This window comes from Stappia sp. TSB10P1A (assembly GCF_900185725.1).
Taxonomy (GTDB): Bacteria; Pseudomonadota; Alphaproteobacteria; order Rhizobiales; family Stappiaceae; genus Stappia.
On sequence record NZ_FYAU01000020.1, the window covers coordinates 103,311 to 127,615 of the forward strand.

Genomic DNA, 24,305 nt, shown 5'->3' on the forward strand with positions numbered 1-24,305 from the left:
CTTGCGGGCCCTACGGCGGTGGACGGGGTCTTCCGCGCGGTGCGCTCAGCGCTGTTCGGTGTCGCGCTGGTCAGCCTGCTGGTCAATCTGCTGATGCTGACCGGCCCGCTCTACATGCTGCAGGTCTATGACCGGGTCCTCGCCAGCGGGTCGGTTCCCACGCTCCTGGTGATCAGCGGCTTCGCCCTTGTGCTCTATGCCGTCTTCGGCCTGCTGGAGGGCCTGCGCTCGCGCATCCTCTCGCGCATCGGCCAGCGCATCGACGCGCGGCTGTCGGGCCTCGCGTTCATCGTCTCCAGCCGGCTGCCGCTGCGCCTGGGCGCGGGCGCGGCAAAGCTGCGACCGGTGCAGGATCTCGACGCGGTCCGCACCTTCATGTCCGGCCCCGGCCCGTCGGCGATCTTCGACCTGCCGTGGATGCCGGTCTATTTCGCCCTGCTCTTTCTGTTCCATCCGCTGCTCGGCTGGCTCGCCATCGGCGGCGCGGTGCTGATCTGCATCCTGATCGGCCTCAACGAGGCGACCTCGCGCAAGCCGGTCTCTGAGGCGGCGCGGGCCTCCAGCCGCCGCGCCGCGGTGGAAGAAGCCGGCCGCCGCAACGCCGAGGCGCTCGGCGCCATGGCGATGGAAGGCGCCCTGATGCAGCGCTGGGAGCGCGAGAACGAGGCCTTCCTGGACGTACAGCGCCGGGCGCAGGACTGGTCCGGCTTCTTCGCCACTGCCATCAAGACCGTGCGCTTCCTGTTGCAGTCGGCGGTGCTCGGCCTCGGCGCCTGGCTCGCCATCCTGCACGAGGTGTCGCCGGGCGTCGTCATCGCCGGTTCGATCCTCACCTCCCGTGCGCTCGCCCCGGTGGAACAGGCGGTCGCCCACTGGCGATCCTTCGCCGCCGCCCGTCTCGGCCGCCGGCGCCTGCGCGAGGTCTTCGCCAAGCTCGCCGACGCCGACATGGAGCGCCTGGAACTGCCCCTGCCGCAGCGCGGGCTCACTGTCGAGCACCTGGCCTGCGGCCCCGCCGGCATGAACCGGCCGGTGGTGCAGGGGGTCGCCTTCGAGCTTGCCGCCGGCGACGGCCTCGGCATCATCGGCCCCTCCGGTTCGGGCAAGTCGACGCTCGCCCGCGCCCTGGTCGGCCTGGCGCCGCCGCTGCACGGGGCGGTGCGCCTCGACGGCGCGGAACTGTCGCAATGGCCGCCGGCCCGCCGTGGCCGCATCGTCGGCTACCTGCCGCAGGACGTGCAGCTCTTCGACGGCACGGTGACGGAGAACATCGCCCGCTTCGAGCCCGATGTGGAGGCCGAGGCGGTGATCGAGGCCGCGCGCATGGCCGACATCCACGACTTCGTCACCGGCCTGCCGGAGGGCTACAACACGCTGATCGGCTCGGAAGGCATGATGCTGTCGGGCGGGCAGCAGCAGCGCATCGCGCTGGCCCGAGCCCTGTTCCGCAAGCCCTTCCTGGTGGTTCTGGACGAGCCGAACTCCAATCTCGATTCCGACGGCGAAGCGGCGTTGACCAGAGCCATCCGCGAGATCCGCGCCGCCGGTTGCATTGTCGTCGTGATCGCCCACCGGCCGAGCGCCATTGCCGCAGTCGACAAGGTCCTGTGCCTGCGCGACGGGCGCATGGCCGCGTTCGGGCCGAAGGAGGAGGTGCTGAAGCGCGTCGTCGCCCCGGTGCCGCAGTCGGGGGTGGCGTGAGATGACCCACCCGATGGACAGGGCGGCAGACAGGACGACAAACGCAGCGTCAGGCACCGCCTCCGCGGTCGATCGCCAGTTGACCCGCAGCGTGCGCCGCCATCTGCTGGCCGCGCTGCTGGTCTCGGTGCTACTGGTCGGCGGCTTCGGCGGCTTTGCGGCGCTGGCGCGGATTTCCGGGGCGGTGGTCGCGCCCGCCACCGTCGTGGTGGAGAGCAATGTCCGCCGCATCCAGCATCAGGAAGGCGGGATCGTCCGCGAGATCGCCGTGGAGAACGGCGACCGCGTCGCCGCCGGCGACCTGCTCGTGCGCCTCGACGACACGGTGACCCGCGCCAATCTCGCCGTGGTCTCCCGCCAGCTCGTCGACCTCTATGCCCAGGAAGCCCGCCTTGTCGCCGAGCGCGACGGACTTGACGTCGCCACCTTCAACGAGCGCGCCCGCGGCCTTGCCGACGACGACCAGTTGGCTCTGGTCGAGGAGAGCCAGACGAGCCTGATGCAGGCGCGGCGCAACTCCATCGCCGGCCGCAAGGATCAGCTCGCCGAGCAGATCGTCCAGTATCGCAGCCAGATCGAGGGGCTGGACTCGCAGCTTTCCGCCAAGGGTGAGGAGATTGCCCTGATCGAGGACGAACTGGTCGATCTCACCGCCTTGCTCGAAAAGCGTCTCGTCGCCCGCGCCCGCGTCACCGCCCTGCAGCGGGACCGCACCCGCCTCCAGGGCGAGCATGGCGGGCTCGTCGCCAAGATCGCCGAGGTCAACGAGGCGATCAGCGAGCGGCGCATCCTGATGCTGCAGATCGACGAGCAGTCCCGCGCCGAAGTGCTGGAGCAGTTGCAGGACACCCGCGCCCGCATCGCCCGGCTGGAGGAGCAGAAGATCGCCGCCGAGGACCAGCTTCGCCGCGTCGAGATCCGCAGTCCGCATGCCGGGACGGTGCACCAGTTGGCCGTGCACACGGTCGGCGGCGTCGTCGCCTCCGGCGAGACCCTGATGTTGATCGTGCCGCAGGGCGATCTTCTGGTGATCGAGGCGCAGGTGCAGCCGCGCGACATCGCGCAGATCGTGCCGGGACAGCAGGCGCGCGTCCGCTTCCCCGGCTTCGACCAGCGCACGACGCCGGAACTCGCCGCCCATGTGCGCACCATTTCCGCCGACCTTGCCCGCGATGCCGTCACCGGCGCGCGCTATTACATCGTCCGTCTGGTCATTCCGGACGAGGAACTGTCGCGTCTCGACGGCGGGCTGCTGGTGCCCGGCATGCCGGCGGAAGCCTTCATCACCACCGAGGAGCGCACGATCCTCTCCTATCTGGTGCGCCCGGTCACCGACCAGATCGCCCACGCCCTGCGCGAGCGGTAGGCGAGGTCCGGTCAGGCGAGATCGGTTCGGGCAAAGTCTTCACCCTTGTAGAGCAGGGCAGTGCCGTGGACCCTGGCGCAGGCATGCGAGAAGCAGTCGCCGAAGTTGAGGGCCGCCGGATGGCCGACCAACTTTCCATAGGCCGCAGCCGCCAGAAGGGCCGCTTCTCCGATCTCGCGGGTGATGGGAACCTCGGTTGCTCCGATTTCGGACAGGAAGTCGTCGACAAGGTCCCGCGCGGCGGCGATCATTTCGGCATCGGAGCGCTGCTGGACGCCTCTGTCGCGTGATGCGGCGCGCGCCAGCGCGAGAACCGCCTCGAACCGCACGAGCGGGGAGGCCAGCAACAGGCTCGGACTGTCGGCCATGCGCTGGGCAATCCGCTCCCAGCCGGTCTCCTGGTTGAGGACGGCGACGATGGCCGATGCGTCGACGAACATCAGTCCTCGTCCCACATCTCGTCGCTGAAGCGTTTCATGTCGAAGTCGGGATTGGGCAATCCCAGCCGGCTCGCCCGGTCCTGCAGCTCCGCCAGTCTTTCGGCCAGCGGCACGGACTTGCGCCGCCTGGCGATTTCGTGGCGCAGGGCGGTTCGAACGGCTTCCGTCTTGCTCGGGGCGTTGGTCAGTTTCGCCAGTTCCTCGGCAAGGGCGGCAACACCGTCATCGCGAATGTAGAGCGGCATCGAAGCCTCCGGCAGATGGTCTCGCCAGGAGACACTATTGTATATCCACCTTGAATATACAACTGCCGTAGCGGTTTGCGATGCCATTTTCGCGTCGTTCGAGCCCGCTTGACGTCCCCGTCCTTCCCTCCTATCGTGCCGCAAAATTCGTTGGGGTGCCCTGACCGGCTGAGAGACGCGCAACGCGTCAACCCACTGAACCTGATCCGGGTCATGCCGGCGTAGGGAACGAATGCAAGCCCGAACGGCCGCAAGGCCGGGCCTTGCCGCAAGATCGCGGCCATCCGTCTCCCGAAAACCGCTGTCCGGATCGTGTCTTTGACGCAGGCGTCGTTCCCCTTGTCCGGGCGCGCGCCCAGCACGAGCGGGAACGTCGTGGCCAGCAACACGAAACCGGACCATGCCGCAGGCGGCGCGGGCAGAGGGGCGGCCATTGCCCCCGCCATTGCGCTGACCATCGCCGGCTCCGACAGCAGCGGCGGCGCCGGCATCCAGGCGGACCTCAAGACCTTCTCCGCGCTCGGTGTCTATGGCGCCAGCGTCATCACCGCGATCACCGCGCAGAACACCCGCGCGGTGACGCATATCCACGACGTGCCGCTCGACGTGGTCGCCGGCCAGATCGCCGCCGTTCTCGACGATCTCGACGTCGGCGCGGTGAAGATCGGCATGCTGTCCTCGCCGGAGATCGTCGCCTGTGTCGCCGCCGCGCTCGCCGATTATGCCGGGCCGGTGGTGCTCGATCCGGTCATCGTCGCCAAGTCCGGCGCCAAGCTGCTGCGCGGGGAGGCGATCGCCGCCTTGAAGGAGCAGTTGCTGCCCCGCGCCACCGTGATCACGCCGAACCTGCCGGAAGCCGCGAGCCTGCTCGGCGAGGCGCCGGTGCGCGATCCGGCGGAGGCCGAAAGGCAGGGCCGTGCCCTGCTGGCGCTCGGGCCGGCCGCCGTCCTGATGAAGGGCGGGCACGGCGAAGGGGCGCAGTGCACCGACCTGCTGCTTGCTGCCGGCGAGCCGCCGCGCGCCTTCACGTCGCAGCGGATCGAGACCCGCAACACCCACGGCACCGGCTGCACGCTGTCTTCGGCGATTGCCGCCGGGCTCGCGAGGGGCCTGCCGCTCGCGGCGGCCGTCGCCGAAGCGCATTCCTGGCTGCATGCGGCGATCGCGGCGGCCGACACGCTGCATGTCGGCTCGGGCCATGGTCCGGTGCACCATTTCCATGCCCTGTGGCGGGAGGAGGCGCGATGAAGATCTCCGTCATCGGCGGCGGCGTCGTCGGCCTCTGCGTTGCCACCGTGCTCGCCGAGCGCGGGCAGGAGGTCATCCTGTTCGAGCGTGCCGAGGCACCGGGCCCTGCCTCCTGCTCCTGGTGGGCGGGCGGCATGCTCGCCCCCTGGTGTGAGGGCGAGAGCGCCGAGGAGCCGGTGGTCCGGCTCGGCCGCGACGCCATCGCCTGGTGGTCGCAGCGCGTCGGCGGCGTCGTCCTCAACGGCAGCCTCGTCGTCGCCCCGCCGCGCGACACGGCGGACCTGCGCCGCTTCGCCCGCCTGACCGAGGGGCACGAGAGCGTCGACGGCGCGCGCATCGCCGAACTGGAGCCGGACCTTGCGGGCCGCTTCCGTCAGGGTCTGTTCTTTGCCGGCGAAGGTCACCTCGATCCGCGCCGGGCGCTCGCTGATCTCGTCGCCCGGCTGCAAGGGCTCGGCGCCGACCTGCGCTTCAACACGGACATGCTGCCGCAGGATGCGCCGGGCGATCAAGTGATCGACTGCCGCGGCCTTGGCGCTGCGGCCGATGTGCCGGAACTGCGCGGCGTCAAGGGCGAGATGCTGGTGCTGCATGCGCCGGACGTTGCGCTGTCGCGGCCCGTGCGCCTGCTGCACCCGCGCATCCCGCTTTATGTGGTGCCGCGCGGCGAGGGGGTGTTCATGGTCGGCGCCACCATGATCGAGAGCAGCGAGCGCTGGCGCATCACCGCCCGCTCGATGATGGAACTGCTCGGCTCCGCCTATACGCTCACCCCCGCCTTTGCCGAGGCCGAGATCCTGGAGACCGGCGTCGATGCGCGGCCGGCCTTCCCCGACAACCTGCCGCGCCTGTTGCGCGACGGCCGCATCCTGCGCGCCAACGGCACCTATCGCCACGGCTACCTGCTGTCGCCGGCACTGGCGCAGCAGGTCGCGGCCCTGCTTCTCGAACCTGAAACCGAACCGGAGTTCTTCCATGGCCATAACCGTCAACGGCGCTCCGCTTGAGCTTGCGCCGGGGTCGCTGGCCGCGATCCTCGAGGCGCTCGACTATGGCGACGCCATCGTCGCCACCGCCCTCAACGGCGATTTCGTGCCGGCCGAGGAGCGCGCCGACACGCAGGTGCGCGACGGCGACCGGGTCGAGATCCTCGCCCCCATGCAGGGAGGCTGACCCATGCCCGTCTTCTACGGCGAAACCGTCGAAAGCCCGCTGCTGCTCGGCACCGCGCTCTATCCCTCCCCGGCGATCATGGCCGAGGCGGTGCGCGCCAGCGGCTGCGACATCGTCACCGTGTCGCTGCGGCGCGAGTCCGGCTCCGGCCGCGCGGGGCAGGACTTCTGGGGCTTCATCCGCGACCTCGGCGTCCGCGTCCTGCCCAATACCGCCGGTTGCCATTCGGTACGCGAGGCGGTGACCACGGCGAAGATGGCGCGAGAGGTCTTCGGCACGCCCTGGATCAAGCTCGAGGTCATCAACGATGCCGAGACGCTGGCCCCCGATGTGTTCGGCCTGGTCGAGGCGGCGCGTATCCTCTCCGGCGAGGGGTTCCAGGTGTTCCCCTATTGCACCGAGGATCTCGGCGTCGCCGAGCGGCTCATCGAGGCCGGCTGCGAGGTCCTGATGCCCTGGGGGGCGCCCATCGGCTCGGCCCGCGGGCTCAACAATGTCTATGGCCTGCGCTCGCTGCGCGCGCATTTCCCGAACGTGCCGCTGGTGGTCGACGCCGGCCTCGGCGTGCCCTCCCATGCCGCCGCCGCCATGGAACTCGGCTATGACGCGGTGCTGCTCAACACGGCGGTCGCCAAGGCCGGCGATCCGGTCGCCATGGCGAGCGCCTTCGCCAAGGCCGTGGAGGCCGGCCGCCTTGCCTTTGCGGCCGGGGCGATGGAGCCGCGCGACATGGCCGCCCCCTCCACGCCGGTGCTCGGAAAGGCATTTCTCGAATGACCGCCCTCGACCGCTTCTATCCCATCGTCGACAGCGCCGCCTGGATCGACCGCCTCGTGCCGCTCGGCGTGCGTCTCGTGCAATTGCGGATCAAGGACCGCAGCACGGCGGAGCTGCGCGCTGAGATCCGCGCCGCCGAGGCGACCTGCCTTGCGCATGACTGCCTGCTGGTGGTCAACGACTATTGGCAACTCGCCATCGACGAGGGCTGCCGCTTCGTCCATCTCGGCCAGGAAGACCTTGCCGATGCCGATGTCGGCGCGATCCGCCGCGCCGGGCTCGGCCTGGGCCTGTCCAGTCACGACGGTGAAGAGCTGGAGACCGCGCTTGCCGCCTCGCCGGACTATATCGCGCTCGGGCCGGTCTATCCGACCATCCTGAAACAGATGAAATGGGCACCGCAGGGATTGGAAAAGCTTACCGACTGGAAGCGCCGGATCGGCGACATCCCGCTCGTCGCCATCGGCGGCATGAGTGTCGAGCGCGCGCCCGGCGCCTTCGCCGCCGGCGCCGACATCGTCTCTGCCGTCACCGACATCACCCTCAACCAGGATCCCGAGGACCGCGTCCGGCAATGGCTCGCCGTAACGCGGGCCTGATCCTGGACCTCCCTAACCCCCCAGCCGAGGTTCGTCACCAATGCGTATCCTGACACTCGTTCTCGCCCTCCTTTTTGCCTTGCCGGCCGCTGCCGCCGACAAGATGACGCTGCTGCTCGACTGGTACGTAAACCCTGATCATGGGCCGATCATCATCGCCAAGGAGAAGGGCTTCTTCGCCGACGAAGGCCTCGACGTCGAGATCGTCGCCCCGGCCGACCCGTCCGCCCCGCCGAAGCTGGTCGCCGCCGGCAAGGCGGAGCTTGCCGTCTCCTACCAGCCGCAGATCCATCTGCAGGTCGCCGAAGGCCTGCCCTTGAAGCGCGTCGGCACGCTGATCGCCTCGCCGCTCAACTGCCTGATGGTCAAGGACGACGGCCCGGTGAAGACCATCGCCGACCTCAAGGGCCGCAAGGTCGGCTACTCCGTCGCCGGCGTCGAGGAAGCGCAGATGCGTGCCGTTCTCTCCCGTCACGGGCTGACGATGGACGATGTCGAGATGGTCAACGTCAACTGGTCGCTCGCCCCCTCCGTCATGTCCGGACAGGTCGATGCGGTGATCGGCGCCTATCGCAATGTCGAGCTGCACCAGATGGAGATCGAGGGCGTCAAGGGTCGCTGCTTCTTCATCGAGGAGGAGGGCATGCCCTCCTATGACGAGCTGATCTATGTCGCCAATCCGGAGCTGATGGACAGGGCGAAGATCGTCCGCTTCCTGGCCGCGACCGAGCGCGCCACCCAGTACATCGTCAACCATCCGGACGAGAGCTTTGCGATCTATGCCGGCACCGCGCCGGAGCTCAACGACGAGCTCAACAAGCGCTCCTGGGCCGACACGATCCGCCGCTTCGCCCTGCGTCCGGCGGCGCTCGACCATGGCCGCTATGTCCGCTTCGAGGAGTTCCTGAAGGAGCACGGTCTGATCGAGACGATCCGCCCGGTGTCCGACATCGCCATCGATGTGAGCGTCCAATGAGCGGCGGCGGGATCATCGTGGCCGGCGATTACGGATCGCCGGTGTTCGGTGCCTGGCGCCGGGAAGCGGCGGGCGACTGGCACGCCTACACGCATCATGCCTTCGTGGAACAGCTCGGCGCCGGCACGCTGCCACGGGAGACCTTCCTGCACTATCTGACACAGGACTATATCTTCCTGTTCCACTTCGCCCGCGCCTGGGCGCTGGCGGTGGTCAAGTCCGAGACGATCGCGGAGGCGCGCTTTGCCGCCTCCATCGTCAACGGGTTGATGGACGCCGAGATGAGCCTGCATGTCGACATCTGCGGCAAGGCCGGCATTCCGGAAGCGGCCCTGCTGGCGGCGGCCGAGGAGCGGGAGAACCTTGCCTATACGCGCTTCGTGCTGGATGCCGGCATGTCGGGCGACTTTCTCGATCTCGTCGCCGCGCTGGCGCCCTGCGTCATGGGCTATGGCGAGATCGGCGCAAGGCTTGCCCGCGAGGGCGCGGCCGACACGCCGTACCGGCAGTGGATCGACACCTATGCCGGCGACGGCTATCAGGGCCTGTGCGCCAGCGTCGGCGAGCTGATCGAGACGTCCATGCGCGGGCGCCTCGGCGAGGCGCCGACCGCCCTGCCGCGCTGGGCCAGCCTGTCGAAGCGCTTCCGCACCGCCACGCGGCTGGAAGTCGGCTTCTGGGAAATGGGGCTGCGCGGCCCGACGCTCGCCCCGGACCTGACGTGAGCAGGGTAGCGGCCCCCGCCCTACGGCTGACCGGCGACTTCCATCACGCCGGCCGGCCGCTGTTCTCCGGCCTCGATCTCCCGATCTCTGCCGGCGGCTGGACCTGCCTGCTCGGGCCCTCCGGCGTCGGCAAGTCGACGGTGCTGCGCCTGTTTGCCGGGCTCGACACCGGCGGAACGTTCGAGGGCGAAATCTCGGCGAGCGACGGCGCGCCGGTCGCCACCCGCATCGCCTTCATGGCCCAGTCGGACCTTCTGGCGCCCTGGCTCGACGTCGTCGGCAACGTGACGCTCGGCGCGCGCCTGCGCGGCGAGGCGCCGGATCTTGCCCGCGCCCGCGCCCTGATCGAGCGCGTCGGCCTTGCCGGCCATGTCGACAAGCGGCCGGCGAGCCTGTCCGGCGGCATGCGCCAGCGGGTGGCGCTCGCCCGCGTGCTGATGGAGGACCGCCCCATCGTGCTGCTCGACGAGCCCTTCGCCGCGCTCGATGCCCGCACGCGGGCGGAGATGCAGGAACTCGCCTTCGAGGTGCTGGAGGGGCGCACCGTGCTGCTCGTCACCCACGATCCGGCCGAGGCCGTCCGCCTCGGCCATCACCTCTTCATCCTGTCGGAGGAGGGGTTGGCCCGGGTCGCCGCGCCCGCCTCGCCGCCGATCCGCGCGGTCGATGCGCCCGAGACGATGGAGATGCAGGCGCGCCTGTTCCGCGCGCTGCGGGGGAGGGCGGCATGACGAGTTCAACCGTCCGCCTGACACCGCTGCAGCGGCTGCGCGACGCGCTGGTTGCGGTCGCGGTCGCCCTGTCGCTGTGGCAGGCCATCGTCTGGCTCAGCGGCGTTCCGCCCTTCATCCTGCCCGGTCCCTGGCGGGTGGCGGTGACGCTTGCCGACAATATCGGCCTGATCGCCGACCATGCGCTCATCACCATTGCCGAGGTGCTGATCGGTCTCGTCTTCGGCGCCCTGCTCGGTGCTGCCACCGCGCTGCACCTGATGATCTCGCCGGCCGCGCGCCGCATCGCCCTGCCGATCATGGTGTTCAGCCAGGCGGTGCCGGTCTTCGCGCTGGCGCCGCTGCTGACCCTGTGGCTCGGCTACGGCATGGCCTCGAAGATCGCCATGGCGCTGCTGATCATCTACTTTCCGGTGGTTTCCACCTTCTATGACGGGTTGCGCCGCACCGATCCCGGCCTGCTCGACCTTGCCCGCACCATGGGCGCGACGCCCACGCGCACGCTGCTGCATATCCGCCTGCCGGCGGGCCTGCCGGCCTTCGGCTCGGGTCTGAGGCTTGCCGCCGTCTATGCGCCCATCGGCGCGGTGATCGGCGAGTGGGTGGGGGCGTCCCAGGGTCTCGGCTATCTGATGCTGCTGGCCAACGGCCGGGCCAAGACCGACCTGATGTTCGCCAGCCTCTTCGTGCTGGCGGCCTTCGCGGTGGCGCTCTATGGCCTCGTCTCGGTGGCGACGCGGCGGATGGCTTCCTGGTCGCGCGAGAGCCTCGACACGTTTTAAAGTGCGCCGAGATGCGGCCGGGCGAGCAGCACCGCGTTGCCGCGCCCGAGGCCGATGCGCAGACCCTCGCCGCCCGCCACCCGGTTGGACAGGGTGAGCGAGGAGCCCATCGGCACGTCGCGGTTCGTGAGCGGCCATTCGACGCCGCGCAGCGTCAGGCCGGCAAGGTCGGAGAGCGCCAGCACCGAGAACAGCGAGCCGGCGGGCAGGTCGATTTCCTGTTCGCCGGGCAGCAGCGGCCAGCCTTCCTCGTGGCCGCTGGTCATCAGCACCGGCAGCCCGCGCGCCCTCAGCGCCGCGCCCTGCAGCAGGTTGCCCATGGCGTGGTCGAAGCGCTCGCCGCCGAAGGCGCCGGCGATGACGAGGCCGCTGGCGCCGCGCGCGATCGCTTCCGCCGCCGCCAATTCCCCATCGGTCATGTCCTTCGCCTCCGGGTGGCGTTGGCGCGGCACCTCGCGCCAAGCGGCGGTGAGGTCGCCGCCGCTGGAGTCGAAGTCGCCGACCCACAGTTCCGGACGCAGGCCGAGCGGCGTCGCATGGCGGATGCCGCCATCGGCGGCGATGGCGCGCGCGCCGGCGATCTGTCGCAGAAGCCGCTGCGTCGGCGTGAGATCCCCGCCGAGCAGGATCACGAACGGCGCTCTTCCGATCATCGGTCCGTCCTCCATGCAATAGGAGATATTGCGAAATCTGCCTTGTAATATCGGCTTTTTCCCGGCCATGCTCCCGCAAAAGGGAGGACTGCATGAATCTGTCCAACATGCTTGCCCATCGGGCCGAGGCGGGTCGCCCGGTGCGTGTGGCTTTGATCGGTGCCGGAAAGTTCGGCTCCATGTACCTGACCCAGGCCCGCCTCACCGTCGGCGTGCATGTGGCGGCGATCGTCGATCTCGATCCGGCCCGCGCGCGCCGCACGCTGGCGACCTGCGGCTGGCCCTCGGAACAGGCCGCCGCGGCCTCGCTGGACGAGGCCTGCGCCAGCGGCGCCACCTTCGTCACCAATGATCTTGCCGCCGTGCTGTCGGATGGCCGCGTCGAGGTGGTGATCGAGGCGACCGGCGATCCGGCGGTCGGCATCCGCCATGCGCTTGCGGTGATCGAGGCCGGCAAGCATGTGGTGATGGTCAATGTCGAGGCCGACGTTCTCGCCGGGCCGCTGCTCGCGCGGCGGGCCGAGCAGGCCGGCGTCGTCTACTCGCTGGCCTGGGGCGACCAGCCGGCGCTGATCTGCGAGCATGTCGACTGGGCGCGCGCCTGCGGCTTCAAGGTCGTGTGCGCCGGCAAGGGCACCCGCTACCTTCCGACCTATCACCAACTGACGCCGGAGACGGTCTGGGACGTGCTGACCCAGTATCTGCACATCACCGACCGCAGCCTGATCAACCCGAAGATGTTCAACTCGTTCCTCGACGGTACCAAGTCGGGCATCGAGATGACGGCGGTGTGCAACGCCACCGGCCTGCTGCCCCAGCCGGACGGGTTGTCCTTCCCGCCGGCGAGCCGCTTCGAGCTCTCCACCGTGCTGCGGCCGAAGGAGGCCGGCGGCACCCTGCCGATCACCGGCACCACCGAGGTCGTCTCCTCGCTGACGCGCGACGGCGCCGACGTGCCGCATCACCTCGCCATGGGCACTTTCGTGGTGATCGAGGGCGAGACGGATTACGCCCGCCAGTGCTTCCGCGAATATCACATGCTGGAGGACGAGACCGGCCGCTATGCCGCGCTCTATCGGCCGACCCACATGATCGGCATGGAACTCGGCCTGTCGGTCGCCTCCGCCGTCCTGCGCAAGGAGCCGACCGGCATGCCGCGCGGCTTCGTCGCCGATGTGGTGGCGACCGCCAAGCGCAATCTCAAGGCCGGCGAGATGCTGGACGGCGAGGGCGGCGCGACCGTGTGGGGCAAGCAGCAGCCGGCGTCGGTGTCGCTGGAGCGCGGCCTGCTGCCGCTCGGCCTTGCCGCCCATGTCAAGCTGCTGCGCGATATCGCCGAAGGCGAGATGCTGCGCTGGGACGATGTCGCCATCGACACGACCCAGACGGCGGTGCGCTTCCGCCGCGAGATGGAGGCCGAGTTCAGCGCCGGCTGACGGTTCGGCCTTCAGCAAGCCACGACATTGACCGCAAGTCCGCCCTTCGAGGTTTCCTTGTACTTGTCGGTCATGTCGAGGCCGGTCTGGCGCATCGTCTCGATGCAACTGTCCAGCGGCACCAGATGGGTGCCGTCGCCCCGCAGCGACAGCGAGGCGGCGGTGACCGCCTTGACCGCGCCGAAGGCGTTGCGCTCGATGCAGGGCACCTGCACCAACCCGCCGATCGGATCGCAGGTCATGCCGAGATGGTGTTCGAGCGCGATCTCGGCCGCGTTTTCCACCTGCTCGTTGGTGCCGCCGAGCGCGGCGCACAGGCCGGCGGCCGCCATCGCCGAGGCCGAGCCGACCTCGCCCTGGCAGCCGACCTCCGCGCCCGAGATCGAGGCATTGGCCTTGATGATGCCGCCGATCGCCGCCGCGACCAGCAGGAACGAGCGGATGCCCGCCTGCGTGCAGTCGGGGCAGTGGTCGAGATAGTAGCGCAGCACCGCCGGCACCACGCCGGCCGCCCCGTTGGTCGGCGCGGTGACCAGCGTGCCGCCGGCCGCGTTTTCCTCGTTGACCGCCATCGCATAGACGCCGAGCCAGTCCATCACCGTGTGCTGGAAGGGGCGGTTCTGCCCGGTCTCTCCGACCAGCTTGGCGTGGATCTGATGCGCCCGCCGCTTGACGTTGAGCCCGCCGGGCAGGGTGCCGTCGCGCGACAGTCCGCGCTCCAGGCAGGCGTTCATCACGCTCCAGATGCGGTCGAGCCCGGCCTCCAGGTCGCTGTCGGGATTGCGCGCGATCTCGTTGCGCCGCTTCATCTCGGCGATGGACAACCCGCTGTCGCGGCCCATCGCCAGCATTTCCGCCGCGGTCTTGAAGGGGAAGGGCACGCCCGCCTCCACCGTGCCGGCCATCGGCTCGCTCTGCGCGGCAAGCTCCGCCTCGCTGACGACGAAGCCGCCGCCGACCGAGTAGATCGTGTCCTGCGCCAGTTCCGCGCCGTCTGCGTCGAAGGCGCGGAAGATCATGCCGTTGGCATGGCCCGGCAGCGGCGGACCGTAATCGAAGACGAGATCGGCGGCCGGGTCGAACGCCATGTGGCCGACGCCCTCCACCGCCAGGCGCTTGTCGCGTGTCAGCTTCGCGATCTCGTCCTCGATGCAGTCGGGATTGATCGTCGCTGGATCGTGGCCGAGCAGGCCGAGGCAGATCGCCCGGTCGCTGGCGTGGCCCTTGCCGGTGAAGGCGAGCGAGCCGTGCAGCGACACGGCAAGGCGTGCCGGCTTCAAGCTCCGTTCGCGCAACAGGTCCAGAAAGTGCGCGGCCGCCACCATCGGTCCCATCGTGTGCGAGGACGACGGGCCGATGCCGATCTTGAAGATGTCGAAAACGCTGATGAACACATGACCCTCCCGAAGCCGCCGGCGTGTCGCCGGTGCGCGCGGATCTCTCCCGCACCCGCCGCGCGGCGGCGATCATGCGTCGGGAATCGGCCCGTGTCACCCGTTGCCGGGAAGCGTGACGGATTGGGGAAAATCCCTGTCGCTTTCGCAGGTCGCGACAAAGGGCTCAGGCGTCCCCCTTAGGCATCTTCGGGCCACAGGAAGGCGTAGACGGCGAGCGAGAAGCCGATGTGCTCGGCGAGCAGCGCCACGGCGCCGGCGCTGTCGCGGGCGAGCGTCGCCTCCATCAGGGCGGTGTGATGGGTAAGGCCGAGCGTGCGCCCGACCAGGGCGCGGAGATCGGCCATGGCCGCCGGGGAGAGCCCGTGCCGGCCGGCTGGGTCGAACAGCATGTGCCGGTGATGGCGCTGCAACTGCTCGGTGATCTGCTGCTGGAAGCGGGCAAGGCTGTCGGAGCGTCCGGCCGACAGCAGCGCGGCGTGGAAGGCATCGTGCCGTTCCTCCCACAGCGACATGCCGGCATCGTCGGCGCCGGGCTCCGGGGGCGGGGTTAGCGACAGGCGGTGATGGGCGGCGACGATCCGTGCTTCCCAGTCGGCGTCTCCCGCCTCGATGGAGCGCACCAGCAGCGTCTCCTCCACGGTGCGGCGGGCAAGCTGCAGGTCGCGGATCGCGGCGGCGGAGACCGGCGCCACCCGGTAGCCGCGATTGCGCTCGGAAACCACCAGCCCTTCCGCCTCCAGCCGCGACAGCGCCTCGCGCAGCGGCGTCCAGCCGAGGCCGTAGCGCGCCTTCAGTCCGGCGACGACCAGCGACGCGCCCGGCGCGATGCGGCTGCGCAGCAGGTCGGCCTTCAGCCGTTCATAGGCTTCCTCGGTCTTGGCCATGGGCTTCCGTGCGGCGCCGCCGAACCCTCCGGCGTGCTGGTTTCGATATAATCAGGCGTATTATATATAATCCTTGGCACCTGTCGTCCACCCTGTTAGGATCGCCCGCGTCAGGACAGGAGACGGACATGCTGACAGGCCAGGACGCGGCCGGCGGAGCCTCGAACGGGGCTCCCGACATTGCCGCACGCGACCGCGACGACCCGCTTGCCGGCAAGCGCGCGCTCTTCTCGATCCCTGACGGCGTGATCTATCTCGACGGCAATTCGCTCGGCGTGCTGCCGAGCGCCGTGCCCGCCCGCCTCGCCGAGGCGGTTGCGAAGGAGTGGGGCGAGAGCCTCATCCGCGCCTGGAACGAGCATGGCTGGATCGACCTGCCGCAGCGTGTCGGCGACCGTATCGCCCGCATCATCGGCGCTGCGCCCGGACAGGTGACCGCCTGCGACAGCACGTCGGTCAATGTCTTCAAGGTTCTGGCGGCCGCGCTGGCGCTGCGCCCCGAGCGCAAGGTGATCCTCTCCGACAGCGGCAACTTCCCGACCGACCTCTACATGGCGCAGGGCCTGCGCGACCTGCTCGGCCGGGGCCACGAGTTGAAGATTGTCGCGCCGGAGGAGGTCGAGGCGGCGATCAGCGAGGATGTCGCCGTCGTCATGCTGACCGAGGTCGACTACCGCACCGGCCGCCTGCACGACATGGCGGCGATCACCGCGATCGCCCATGCCGCCGGCGCGCTGACCATCTGGGACCTTGCCCACTCGGCCGGCGCCCTGCCGGTGGAGCTGGATGCGGCCGGCGCGGATTTTGCCGTCGGCTGCGGCTACAAATACCTGAACGGCGGGCCCGGCGCTCCGGCCTTTCTCTATGTCGCGCAGCGCCATCTCGATCATGTCGCGCCGCCGCTGACCGGCTGGATGGGCCATGCCGCGCCCTTCGCCTTCGATCTCGACTACCGCGCCGATACCGGCATCGGCCGCATGCGCGTCGGCACGCCGCCGATCCTGTCGCTGACGGCGCTGGAGGCGGCGCTCACCGCTTTTGACGGCGTCGACATGGCGGCGCTGCGCGCCAAGTCCATCTCGCTGTCCGAGCTGTTCCGTTCCGAGGTCGAGCGCCGCTGTCCGGAGTTGGAGCTCGCCAGCCCCCGCGATCCGCGCGCGCGCGGCAGCCAGGTCTCGTTCCGCTTCGAGCAGGGCTATGCCTTGATGCAGGCGCTGATCGCCCGCGGCGTCATCGGCGACTTCCGCGCGCCGGACATTGTCCGCTTCGGCTTCACCCCGCTCTACCTCTCCCATGCCGATGTGATGGCCGCTTGCGACATCCTCCAGGAGATCATGGAGACGCGCGCCTGGGACCGGCCGGAGTTCCACAAGCGGGCGAAGGTCACATGAGCGGCGAGGGAGGAGAGATGGACACGCGCAGCCCCTATGCCAGCGGCCCCTTCGATCCGGCCGAGGACGGCGCCGAGATGGAATTCGACGGTCGCATGTCCTATGGCGACTATCTGTGCCTTGGCCGCATCCTGACGGCGCAGAACCCGCTGTCCGAGGCCCATGACGAGATGCTGTTCATCATCCAGCATCAGACGTCGGAACTGTGGATGAAGCTCGCCATCCACGAACTGGCCGCCGCCAAGGCGCGCATCGCCGCCGACGACCTGCCGCCGGCCTTCAAGATGCTGACCCGCGTCTCGCGGATCTTCGAACAGCTCACCGGCGCCTGGCAGGTGCTGCGCACCATGACGCCCTCGGAATACACCCTGTTTCGCGGCGATCTCGGCCAGTCCTCCGGCTTCCAGTCGCATCAGTACCGGGCGATCGAGTTTCTCGCCGGCAACAAGAACGCGGCGATGATGCGCCCGCATGCGCATGTGCCGCGCATTCATCACTGGCTCGACCACATCCGCCGCGACACCAGCATCTATGACGAGGCGATCCGCCTGCTCGCCCGCTCCGGCCTGCCGGTCGACGAGGCGCATCTGGCCCGCGACGTCTCGCAGCCCTATGAGCGCAACGACAGCGTCGCCCGCGCCTGGCTGGAGGTCTATCGCGACCCGCACCGCTACTGGTCGCTCTATGACCTCGCCGAGAAGCTGGTCGATTTCGAGGACTATTTCCGCCGCTGGCGCTTCAACCACGTCACCACGGTGGAGCGCATCATCGGCTTCAAGCGCGGCACCGGCGGCACCTCCGGCGTCATGTATCTGCGCCGGATGCTGGAAGTGGTGCTGTTTCCCGAATTGTGGGAGATCCGCGCCGACATGTGAGCGCGGCGCGCACTATGCCTTCGGGAACGGGGCCGGCCTTGGGAGGGGCTTGATGGAAACGGGCGTCATGGGAGGGGCTTCATGCCGACGGGACTGATCGACATCACGCCGCCGCTGCGTCCGGGCGCTGCGGTGTTTCCGGGCGATGCGCCCTACCGGGTGGAGAGAACCTTCGCCATCGGCCCCGGCTGCCCGGTCAACGTCACCGCCGTCTCGCTCTCCACCCATTGCGGCGCCCATGCCGACGCGCCGCTCCATTACGATGCGGCCGGCGCCGCGATCGATGCCCTGCCGCTGGCGGGCTTCATCGGCCCGGCCCGGCTGATCGATGCGCGCGGGGAGGGCCCGCTCTGCCTGCCTCACGAAATCGAGCGATATCTCGACGGCGCGCCGCCGCGCGTGTTGCTGCGCCTTGCCGAAACGCTCGATCCGCAGGTCTGGCCCGAAGGCTTTCGCGCGCTTGACCCCGAGACGGTGGACCTGCTCGCCGCGCATGGCGTGCGTCTCGTCGGTGTCGACGTCCCGTCCGTCGATCCCGAAACCTCGAAGGATCTGCCCGCCCATATGGCATTCCGGCGCCACGACATGCGGATTCTGGAAAATCTCGCCCTCGCGCATGTCGAAACCGGGGATTATGAGTTGATCGCCCCGCCATTGAAGCTAGAAGGGCTCGACGCGGCGCCGGTGCGCGCCCTGTTGCGGCGCCTTTAGGGCGCGCGACAATGCCAGCGGCAGGAAGAGCGGCCGGAAAGGCCGCCGCATCGGACCGAACGGTCCCGGCGAGGGTAGGATGAGCGGACAGGACACGATGCTGGAGGTCAAGGACCTCGTGATGAGCTATGGCGGCTTCCGCGCCGTCGACGGCTGCAGCTTCTCCGTGCGCGAGGGCACGATCACCGGACTGATCGGACCCAACGGTGCCGGCAAGACGACGACGTTCAACATGGTGGCCGGCGCCATTCCGCCGACCTCCGGGCGCATCCGCTATCTCGGGCGCGACGTCACCGGCCTTTCCACGGACAAGCGCTTCCATCTCGGCCTGGTGCGCACCTTCCAGATCCCGCACGAATTCCACCGGCTGACGGCGCTGGAGAACCTGATGATGGTGCCGCCGCGCCAGTCGGGCGAGGGGCTGCTCGCCAACTGGCTGTCGCCGGGCCGGGTGCGCGCCGACGAGGAGCGGGTGCAGGCCCGCGCGCTCGAGACGTTGGCCTTCCTGGAACTGTCGCATGTGGCGGACGAGCGCGCCGGCAACCTGTCCGGCGGCCAGAAGAAGCTGCTGGAGCTCGGCCGTACCATGATGACGGACGCCAAGCTCGTGCTGCTCGACGAGCCGGCCGCCGGCGTCAACCGCACCCTGCTGCGCAAGCTGGAGGAGAAGATCGCCATTCTCAACCGCGAGCGCGGCTACACCTTCGTCCTCATCGAGCACGATATGGAGATGATCGAGAAGCTTTGCGATCCGGTGATCTGCATGGCCGAGGGGCGGGTGCTGATCGAGGGCGACTTCGCCACCGTGCGCTCCGACCCGCGGGTGCTGGAAGCCTATCTTGGCGAGAGCGTGGGAGATGCCGCATGAGCGACATTCTCGACATGCGCGACGTCGTCGGCGGCTATGGCGAGGCCGACATCCTGCAGGGCGTGACCCTGCGCGCGGCCCCGTCCGAAATCGTCGTCATCGTCGGCCCGAACGGCGCCGGCAAGTCGACGGCGATGAAGGCGATCTTCGGCCTGCTGCATGTGCGCGGCGGCACGATCCGGGTGGACGGGGCCGACGTCACCGGCCTTGAGCCCAACCGCATCGTCGAGGCCGGCGTGTGCTACGTGCCGCAGGTCAACAACGTCTTCCGCGAGATGACGGTGCACGAGAACCTGGAAATGGGCGCCTTCCTGCGCTCCGGCGACCTGTCGGCCGCCTATGACCGGGTCTATGCCCTGTTCCCCGACCTCAAGGAGCGGCGCAAGGCGCTCGCCGGCAACCTGTCCGGCGGCCAGCGCCAGATGGTCGCCATGGGCCGCGCCCTGATGCTGGAGCCCAAGCTGCTGCTGCTCGACGAGCCGACGGCCGGGCTTTCGCCGAAATACATGGAGCAGATCTTCCAGATCTGCCGCGACGTGCGCGACACCGGCGTGACCATCCTCCTGGTCGAGCAGCACGCCAAGCAGGCGCTCGCCTTCGCCGATCGCGGCTATGTGCTCGCCTCCGGCGCCAACCGGCACGAGGGCACGGGTGCCGAGCTCCTCGCCGACGAGGATGTCGCAGCCATGTTCCTGGGAGGCTGATCGCCATGGGTGCGATGGAAATCGTCAACTTCTACCTGGTGCCGGGCATCGTCGTCGGGTCGATCTATGCGCTCGGCGCGGTCGGCATCACCCTGGTCTTCGCGATCCTGCGCTATGCCCATCTCGCCCATGGCGACCTTGCCACGCTCGGCGCCTTCCTGGCGCTGGCCGTGGTCACGCTGGGCGGCGTCTCTCCCTATGTCGCGCTGCCGGTGGCGATGGCGGTGACCGCGGCGGTCGCCGTCGGCATCGACAGGACCTTCTACGCCTATCTGCGCGAGCGGCCGAAGATCGTCACGGTGATGGCCTCGCTCGGCGTCGCCTTGATGGTGCGTGCCGTCGTGCAGATCGTATGGGGGGTCGATTCCCAGACCTATACCCGCGGCATCGTGCGGCCCGAGAACTGGTTCGGCATTCGCATCCGCGACCGCGAGCTGATCACCGTTCTGGCCATGGTCGGGCTTGTCGTCGCGCTGCAGCTCTTCCTGAAATACAGCAAGTGGGGCAAGGCGATGCGGGCGATGTCCGACAATCCGGACCTTGCGCTCCTGTCGGGCGTCGACAACCGCAAGGTCGTGCTGCTCACCTGGACGATCGTCGGCGCCCTGTGCGCGGCGGCCGGCGTCTTCCTCGGCCTCAACTACGAGCTCAAGGCGATGATGGGCTGGTCGATGCTGCTGCCGATGTTCGCCGCCGCCATTCTCGGCGGTGTCGGCCGCGTCGAGGGCGCGGTGCTCGGCGGGCTGATCGTCGGCATCGCCGAGGAGATGTCGGCGCTTGTCCTGCCGACCGAATACAAGGCGGCGACTGCCTTCGCCATCCTGCTGTTGATGCTCCTTGTGCGGCCGACCGGCCTGCTCAAGGGCAAGGTCTTGTAAGGAGGTCGCGCGCGATGGAATGGCTCGGCTTCGTCAACTACGCCGTCTTCATGGCGATCTTCATCGGCATCTATGCGCTGCTGGCGCTGGGGCTGAACATCCAGTGGGGCTATACCGGCCTCTTTAACGCGGGCATCGCCGGCTTCTTCGCCGTCGGCGCCTACACGTCCGCGATCCTGACCACGCCCTTCGTGCCGGGGCGCGTCGGCGGCTTCGACCTGCCGGTGCCGGTCGGTTGGCTGGGCGCGATGGTGGCGGCCGGGCTGATCGCCTGGCCGATCGGCAAGATCTGTCTGCGCCTGCGCTCCGACTATCTCGCCATCGCCACCATCGGCGTCGCCGAGATCATCCGCCTCGTCGTCAAGTCGGAAGGCTGGCTGACCAATGCGGCGCGCGGCATCACCAACATCCCGCGCCCCTTCGGCGACCTTGCCTATACAATGTCGCAGCTTGCCTATCTCGCCATCGTCGCCGGCGTGCTGCTCGCCGCCTATCTCCTGGTCGAGCGGCAGTTCGCCTCGCCCTGGGGACGGATGATGCGGGCGATCCGCGACAACGAGGATGCGGCGCGGGCCATGGGCAAGGACGTGCCCTATCGGCGGCTCGAGGCCTTCATCTTCGGCTCGGCACTGATGGGGCTCGGCGGCGCGCTCTTCGTCCATTTCAACCGCACGATCACGCCGGAGGCGATCGACCCGATGGTCGCGACCTTCCTGGTCTGGATCATGCTGATCCTCGGCGGCTCGGGCAACAATCGCGGCGCCATTCTCGGCGTTGCCGTGGTCTGGATCATCTGGTCCGTGTCGGAGATCGTCACCGACCGGCTGCCGCATGAATACGCGGTCAAGGCGAAGTACCTGCGCGTCTTCCTGATCGGCCTGATGCTGCAACTGGTGCTGCGTTTCCGCCCCGAGGGGCTGCTGCCCGAGCCGCGGGGCAAGGGGCGCCGGCCGGAGGCCGCGGCGCAAGGTGCACGCCCGCCGGCGGCATCCGATTGAGGCTTGTGAGGGCGGCGCGTTTCGGTTGAAACTGCCGCCACCGGGCAGCCGGGCGACCGGCTGCCGCAAGCGCGGAAAGCGGCATCCACGGCACGGCCTGCGGGCCCCGGGAGCCGCCTCCGCGAGACAGCGAACGGCCGGCGAGACTTCGCACCGGCCGGATAACCACAAGGTGGAGGTTCATCATGAAGACGTTGCGTATCGCGGCCCTCGCCGCCCTTCTGGGAGCGACGGCGCTTGCGGCGCCCGCCCATGCGGACGTGAAGATCGGCCTGCTCGGCGGCATTTCCGGTCCGATCGCCGCCATGGCCCCGGCGATGATCGACAGCGCCAATCTCGCCATCAGCCAGGTCAACGAGGCCGGCGGCATCCTCGACGGCCGCAAGCTGATCGGCGTCGTCGGCGACAGCGCCTGCAACCCGCAGAACGCCACCGACGCGGCGACCAAGGCGGTCAACCTGGAAGGCGTCATCGCCATCGTCGGCCCGCATTGCTCCGGCGCCGTGCTCGCCGCCGCCAATTCGGTGACCATCCCCGCCGGCGTCACCATCGTCACCCCGTCGGGCACCTCGCCGGAGATCACCACGCTGCAGGACAACGACACCGTCTTCCGCACCGTGCCCTCCGACGACTATCAGGGCCGGGCGCTCGCCCGCACCCTGCTGGAGCGCGGCACCACGAAGGTGGCGGTCGCCTATCTCAACAATGACTACGGCAAGGGCCTTGCCGAGGCGTTCCGCGCCGAGTTCGAGGAAAAGGGCGGCGAGATCGCCGGCTTTGCCGCGCATGAGGGCGAGCGGGCGTCCTACCGCTCCAACCTGGCCGACCTCGCCGCCGGCGGCGCCGACACGCTCGTCATTCTCGACTATGGTGACGGCTCGGGCCTGACCATGCTGCGCCAGGCGCTGGAAAACGGCTTCTTTGAGAACTTCGTCGGCGGTGACGGCATGAAGTCCGACGCGCCGATCCGCGAGCTCGGGGCCGACAACCTGACGACCTTCATCGCCTCCGCGCCGGTCGGCCAGCAGTCGGACGCGCTGGAAGTCTTCAACAAGGCCTTCTCCGACATCGGCGGCGATCCGAATGCGATCTTCGTCACCACGTCCTATGACGCGACCTTCATGCTGGCGCTGGCCATCGAGAAGGCCGGCGCCGACAAGTCGAAGGTCTCGGCGGCGCTGCGCGAGATCTCCAACGGCGAGGGTGAGCCGATCCTGCCGGGCGAGTGGGCCAAGGCGAAGGAGCTGATCGCTGCCGGCACCGCCATCGACTATCGCGGCGCGGCCGGCGAGCACAATTTCGACGAGGCCGGCGACGTGCCGGGCGCCTATGCGCTGTTCAAGGTGTCGGGCAGCACCTTCGAGGTCATCGCCGAAATGGAGTGAGTCCCGATCCGGCCGGGGCGGTTCGCTCCGGCCGGATTCTCCCCTCAATGGGGAGCCGAAAACGAAACGGCGGCCTTACGAGGGGCCGCCGTTTTCGTGTCGCCTGTCGGGATCGGCGCTGTCTGCGTCTCAGGTCTGCCTGCGCCTCAGGCGCCAGGGTCTCTATGCGCCTCAGGCGCCGGCGCCCTGCAGGCTCGTCGCCTTGCTCTGCGCGGCGATCTCCGGATCCATCTTCAAGAGGAAGCGGATCTCGGTGCGGTCCTCGGCCAGCTCGGCGATGGTGTGGGAATCGAGCACCGTCATGAAGGCCTCGAGCGCCTCGTGCAGCAGCCCGTTGAAGCCGCAGGAGGTGATCAGCGGACAGTCCTTGCGGCCCGACTCGAAACACTCAGCCAGCAGGAAGCTTTCTTCCGCCGCGCGGACCACTTCGCCGACGGTGATCTCCACCGCCGGGCGGGCGAGCAGGATGCCGCCGTTGCGGCCGCGCAGGGTGCGCACGAAGCCGCCATCGACAAGAACCTTGAGGATCTTGAAGAGATGGGTCTCCGACATCTCGAAGCTGGCCGCGATATCCGCGACACGGCTTGGCGATCCGGGATTTGCCGCACAGTAAATCAGGGTGCGGACGGCGTAGTTGGTCTGCTGGGTCAGGCGCATGGGCATAGATATGCGGTGCCGGGGCGCCCGCGTCAACGGCTTTGACGAAAAAACCTAACCAAATGAGTCAAGTTTACGCGCGCCATTGTGCCGCAGCGGCAGTTCGAGGGGCTTTCGGACCGCATCGGGATGGCCGTTCCGTCTGGACGTCGTGGCCGGTTTCGGGTCGCGGCTTCGCCTTGCCCGGAATGACGAAAAGAGAGGGCGGCGCGCAGGAGGACGCAAAGAGGGGCGTGAGTGAGGCGGGCGGGGAGGCGGGCGTGAGGCGGGAGCGCTTCGCCACCTCCCCGGCTGTCATACCTGCGAAGGCAGGTATCCAGTATCCGCCGGGGCGGAGGGTGGCGTGACGGCGGCAACCTCCGACCGCCCGGCGGTAGCGCCGAAGCTTGAGCCTCGCGACCTGTGGTTACTGGGCCCCTGTTTTCGGCTTCACTGAGACCGGGACGACAGCCGAGGAGTAGGGCTCGGCCGGCGCGCCCTCTCCATCGCTCTGGCAGCCAATAGCCCCCGGCTCTCCGGCTTCGCCTGCGGCCGGGGTGACCTCCGAGGGTGGGGCGTGGCCGTGCCTCCCCCACGGCTGTCATCAACTCATATCGTTGAGGTGGTCTCTCGTTCTGGCGTTGAGGATGACGACGATCTTTCTCATGAGGGCTGTGAGGGCGACGATTGGCTTCTTTCCGTTTGCGATCAGCCTGTGGAAGACGG

Annotated in this window: 26 protein-coding genes and 1 riboswitch; of the genes, 20 read left to right on the top strand and 6 right to left on the bottom strand. The window is 68.9% G+C overall.

What is annotated here, in order from left to right:
- The first annotated feature begins 18 nt into the window (after positions 1–18).
- A complete protein-coding gene (locus TSB10P1A_RS08440; RefSeq protein WP_208987045.1) occupies positions 19–1,701 on the top strand; it encodes a type I secretion system permease/ATPase in 1,683 nt (560 codons plus the stop codon).
- A 1-nt stretch (position 1,702) separates the two neighbouring features.
- A complete protein-coding gene (locus TSB10P1A_RS08445) occupies positions 1,703–3,067 on the top strand; it encodes an HlyD family type I secretion periplasmic adaptor subunit (protein ID WP_208984778.1) in 1,365 nt (454 codons plus the stop codon).
- Positions 3,068–3,078: 11 nt separating this feature from the next.
- Here the strand turns inward: TSB10P1A_RS08445 and TSB10P1A_RS08450 are convergent, their stop codons facing one another.
- Together TSB10P1A_RS08450 and TSB10P1A_RS08455 are read right to left on the bottom strand one after the other, a co-directional pair.
- Positions 3,079–3,510: a type II toxin-antitoxin system VapC family toxin gene (locus tag TSB10P1A_RS08450; RefSeq protein ID WP_244293050.1), complete on the bottom strand. Its 432-nt coding sequence runs from the start codon at positions 3,508–3,510 to the stop codon at positions 3,079–3,081.
- Positions 3,507–3,752, bottom strand: a complete 246-nt coding sequence (locus tag TSB10P1A_RS08455; protein WP_186387472.1) for a type II toxin-antitoxin system VapB family antitoxin — start codon at positions 3,750–3,752, stop codon at positions 3,507–3,509. The genes TSB10P1A_RS08450 and TSB10P1A_RS08455 overlap by 4 nt, the downstream gene beginning before the upstream one ends.
- Positions 3,753–3,893: 141 nt before the next feature.
- Positions 3,894–3,997: riboswitch (TPP riboswitch) on the top strand.
- Between the two features lie 130 nt (positions 3,998–4,127).
- Between TSB10P1A_RS08455 and thiD the strand changes: the two genes are divergently transcribed.
- The 9 genes from thiD to TSB10P1A_RS08500 are packed head-to-tail and all read left to right on the top strand — an operon-like array spanning position 4,128 to position 10,763.
- Entirely contained in the window at positions 4,128–5,000 is an 873-nt protein-coding gene (gene thiD, locus TSB10P1A_RS08460; protein ID WP_371515080.1) for a bifunctional hydroxymethylpyrimidine kinase/phosphomethylpyrimidine kinase, read from the top strand.
- Entirely contained in the window at positions 4,997–6,007 is a 1,011-nt protein-coding gene (thiO, locus tag TSB10P1A_RS08465) for a glycine oxidase ThiO (RefSeq protein WP_186387473.1), read from the top strand. The genes thiD and thiO overlap by 4 nt, the downstream gene beginning before the upstream one ends.
- Positions 5,976–6,173 (top strand): sulfur carrier protein ThiS, encoded by a 198-nt coding sequence (gene thiS, locus TSB10P1A_RS08470; RefSeq protein ID WP_097175695.1) that lies wholly within the window; start codon positions 5,976–5,978, stop codon positions 6,171–6,173. Before thiO ends, thiS begins: the two co-directional genes overlap by 32 nt.
- 3 nt (positions 6,174–6,176) lie before the next feature.
- A complete protein-coding gene (locus TSB10P1A_RS08475) occupies positions 6,177–6,950 on the top strand; it encodes a thiazole synthase (protein ID WP_186387474.1) in 774 nt (257 codons plus the stop codon).
- A complete protein-coding gene (locus tag TSB10P1A_RS08480) occupies positions 6,947–7,549 on the top strand; it encodes a thiamine phosphate synthase (protein ID WP_186387475.1) in 603 nt (200 codons plus the stop codon). The genes TSB10P1A_RS08475 and TSB10P1A_RS08480 overlap by 4 nt, the downstream gene beginning before the upstream one ends.
- Before the next feature lie 40 nt (positions 7,550–7,589).
- Entirely contained in the window at positions 7,590–8,525 is a 936-nt protein-coding gene (locus tag TSB10P1A_RS08485; protein WP_186387476.1) for an ABC transporter substrate-binding protein, read from the top strand.
- On the top strand, positions 8,522–9,250 hold the full coding sequence (locus TSB10P1A_RS08490) for a TenA family protein (protein WP_186387477.1): 729 nt from the start codon (positions 8,522–8,524) through the stop codon (positions 9,248–9,250). Before TSB10P1A_RS08485 ends, TSB10P1A_RS08490 begins: the two co-directional genes overlap by 4 nt.
- The gene (locus TSB10P1A_RS08495; RefSeq protein WP_186387478.1) at positions 9,247–9,981 is read left to right on the top strand and encodes an ABC transporter ATP-binding protein; all 735 of its coding nucleotides are present in this window, start codon (positions 9,247–9,249) and stop codon (positions 9,979–9,981) included. The genes TSB10P1A_RS08490 and TSB10P1A_RS08495 overlap by 4 nt, the downstream gene beginning before the upstream one ends.
- Entirely contained in the window at positions 9,978–10,763 is a 786-nt protein-coding gene (locus TSB10P1A_RS08500) for an ABC transporter permease (RefSeq protein ID WP_186387479.1), read from the top strand. The genes TSB10P1A_RS08495 and TSB10P1A_RS08500 overlap by 4 nt, the downstream gene beginning before the upstream one ends.
- Here TSB10P1A_RS08500 and TSB10P1A_RS08505 read toward each other — a convergent pair.
- Positions 10,760–11,416, bottom strand: coding sequence for a thiamine diphosphokinase (locus TSB10P1A_RS08505; protein WP_371328909.1), 657 nt, complete (start codon positions 11,414–11,416; stop codon positions 10,760–10,762). The genes TSB10P1A_RS08500 and TSB10P1A_RS08505 overlap by 4 nt on opposite strands.
- Positions 11,417–11,508: 92 nt before the next feature.
- Between TSB10P1A_RS08505 and TSB10P1A_RS08510 the strand changes: the two genes are divergently transcribed.
- Positions 11,509–12,852: an NAD(P)H-dependent oxidoreductase gene (locus tag TSB10P1A_RS08510; protein ID WP_186387480.1), complete on the top strand. Its 1,344-nt coding sequence runs from the start codon at positions 11,509–11,511 to the stop codon at positions 12,850–12,852.
- A gap of 11 nt (positions 12,853–12,863) precedes the next feature.
- Here the strand turns inward: TSB10P1A_RS08510 and TSB10P1A_RS08515 are convergent, their stop codons facing one another.
- Both TSB10P1A_RS08515 and TSB10P1A_RS08520 read right to left on the bottom strand, forming a co-directional pair.
- Positions 12,864–14,246: an L-serine ammonia-lyase gene (locus tag TSB10P1A_RS08515; RefSeq protein ID WP_186387481.1), complete on the bottom strand. Its 1,383-nt coding sequence runs from the start codon at positions 14,244–14,246 to the stop codon at positions 12,864–12,866.
- Between the two features lie 179 nt (positions 14,247–14,425).
- Positions 14,426–15,133 (bottom strand): GntR family transcriptional regulator, encoded by a 708-nt coding sequence (locus TSB10P1A_RS08520; protein ID WP_186387482.1) that lies wholly within the window; start codon positions 15,131–15,133, stop codon positions 14,426–14,428.
- A gap of 128 nt (positions 15,134–15,261) precedes the next feature.
- Here TSB10P1A_RS08520 and kynU point away from each other — a divergent pair, with 128 nt between their 5' ends.
- From kynU to TSB10P1A_RS08560, 8 genes are all read left to right on the top strand, one after another.
- Positions 15,262–16,524, top strand: coding sequence for a kynureninase (gene kynU, locus TSB10P1A_RS08525; RefSeq protein WP_186387483.1), 1,263 nt, complete (start codon positions 15,262–15,264; stop codon positions 16,522–16,524).
- Between the two features lie 17 nt (positions 16,525–16,541).
- Positions 16,542–17,399 (top strand): tryptophan 2,3-dioxygenase, encoded by an 858-nt coding sequence (gene kynA, locus TSB10P1A_RS08530; protein ID WP_244293043.1) that lies wholly within the window; start codon positions 16,542–16,544, stop codon positions 17,397–17,399.
- An 81-nt stretch (positions 17,400–17,480) separates the two neighbouring features.
- Positions 17,481–18,110 (top strand): arylformamidase, encoded by a 630-nt coding sequence (gene kynB / locus TSB10P1A_RS08535; protein ID WP_186387485.1) that lies wholly within the window; start codon positions 17,481–17,483, stop codon positions 18,108–18,110.
- Positions 18,111–18,207: 97 nt separating this feature from the next.
- The gene (locus TSB10P1A_RS08540; protein ID WP_186387509.1) at positions 18,208–18,978 is read left to right on the top strand and encodes an ABC transporter ATP-binding protein; all 771 of its coding nucleotides are present in this window, start codon (positions 18,208–18,210) and stop codon (positions 18,976–18,978) included.
- On the top strand, positions 18,975–19,682 hold the full coding sequence (locus TSB10P1A_RS08545) for an ABC transporter ATP-binding protein (protein WP_186387486.1): 708 nt from the start codon (positions 18,975–18,977) through the stop codon (positions 19,680–19,682). Before TSB10P1A_RS08540 ends, TSB10P1A_RS08545 begins: the two co-directional genes overlap by 4 nt.
- A gap of 5 nt (positions 19,683–19,687) precedes the next feature.
- The gene (locus tag TSB10P1A_RS08550) at positions 19,688–20,560 is read left to right on the top strand and encodes a branched-chain amino acid ABC transporter permease (RefSeq protein WP_186387487.1); all 873 of its coding nucleotides are present in this window, start codon (positions 19,688–19,690) and stop codon (positions 20,558–20,560) included.
- Positions 20,561–20,574: 14 nt separating this feature from the next.
- Complete coding sequence (locus tag TSB10P1A_RS08555) at positions 20,575–21,558, top strand: branched-chain amino acid ABC transporter permease (RefSeq protein WP_186387488.1); 984 nt, start codon at positions 20,575–20,577, stop codon at positions 21,556–21,558.
- 185 nt (positions 21,559–21,743) lie between these two features.
- A complete protein-coding gene (locus TSB10P1A_RS08560) occupies positions 21,744–22,943 on the top strand; it encodes an ABC transporter substrate-binding protein (RefSeq protein ID WP_186387489.1) in 1,200 nt (399 codons plus the stop codon).
- Positions 22,944–23,114: 171 nt separating this feature from the next.
- Here TSB10P1A_RS08560 and TSB10P1A_RS08565 read toward each other — a convergent pair whose 3' ends face one another.
- Positions 23,115–23,600, bottom strand: coding sequence for an Rrf2 family transcriptional regulator (locus TSB10P1A_RS08565; RefSeq protein WP_186387490.1), 486 nt, complete (start codon positions 23,598–23,600; stop codon positions 23,115–23,117).
- Positions 23,601–24,305 lie beyond the last annotated feature (705 nt).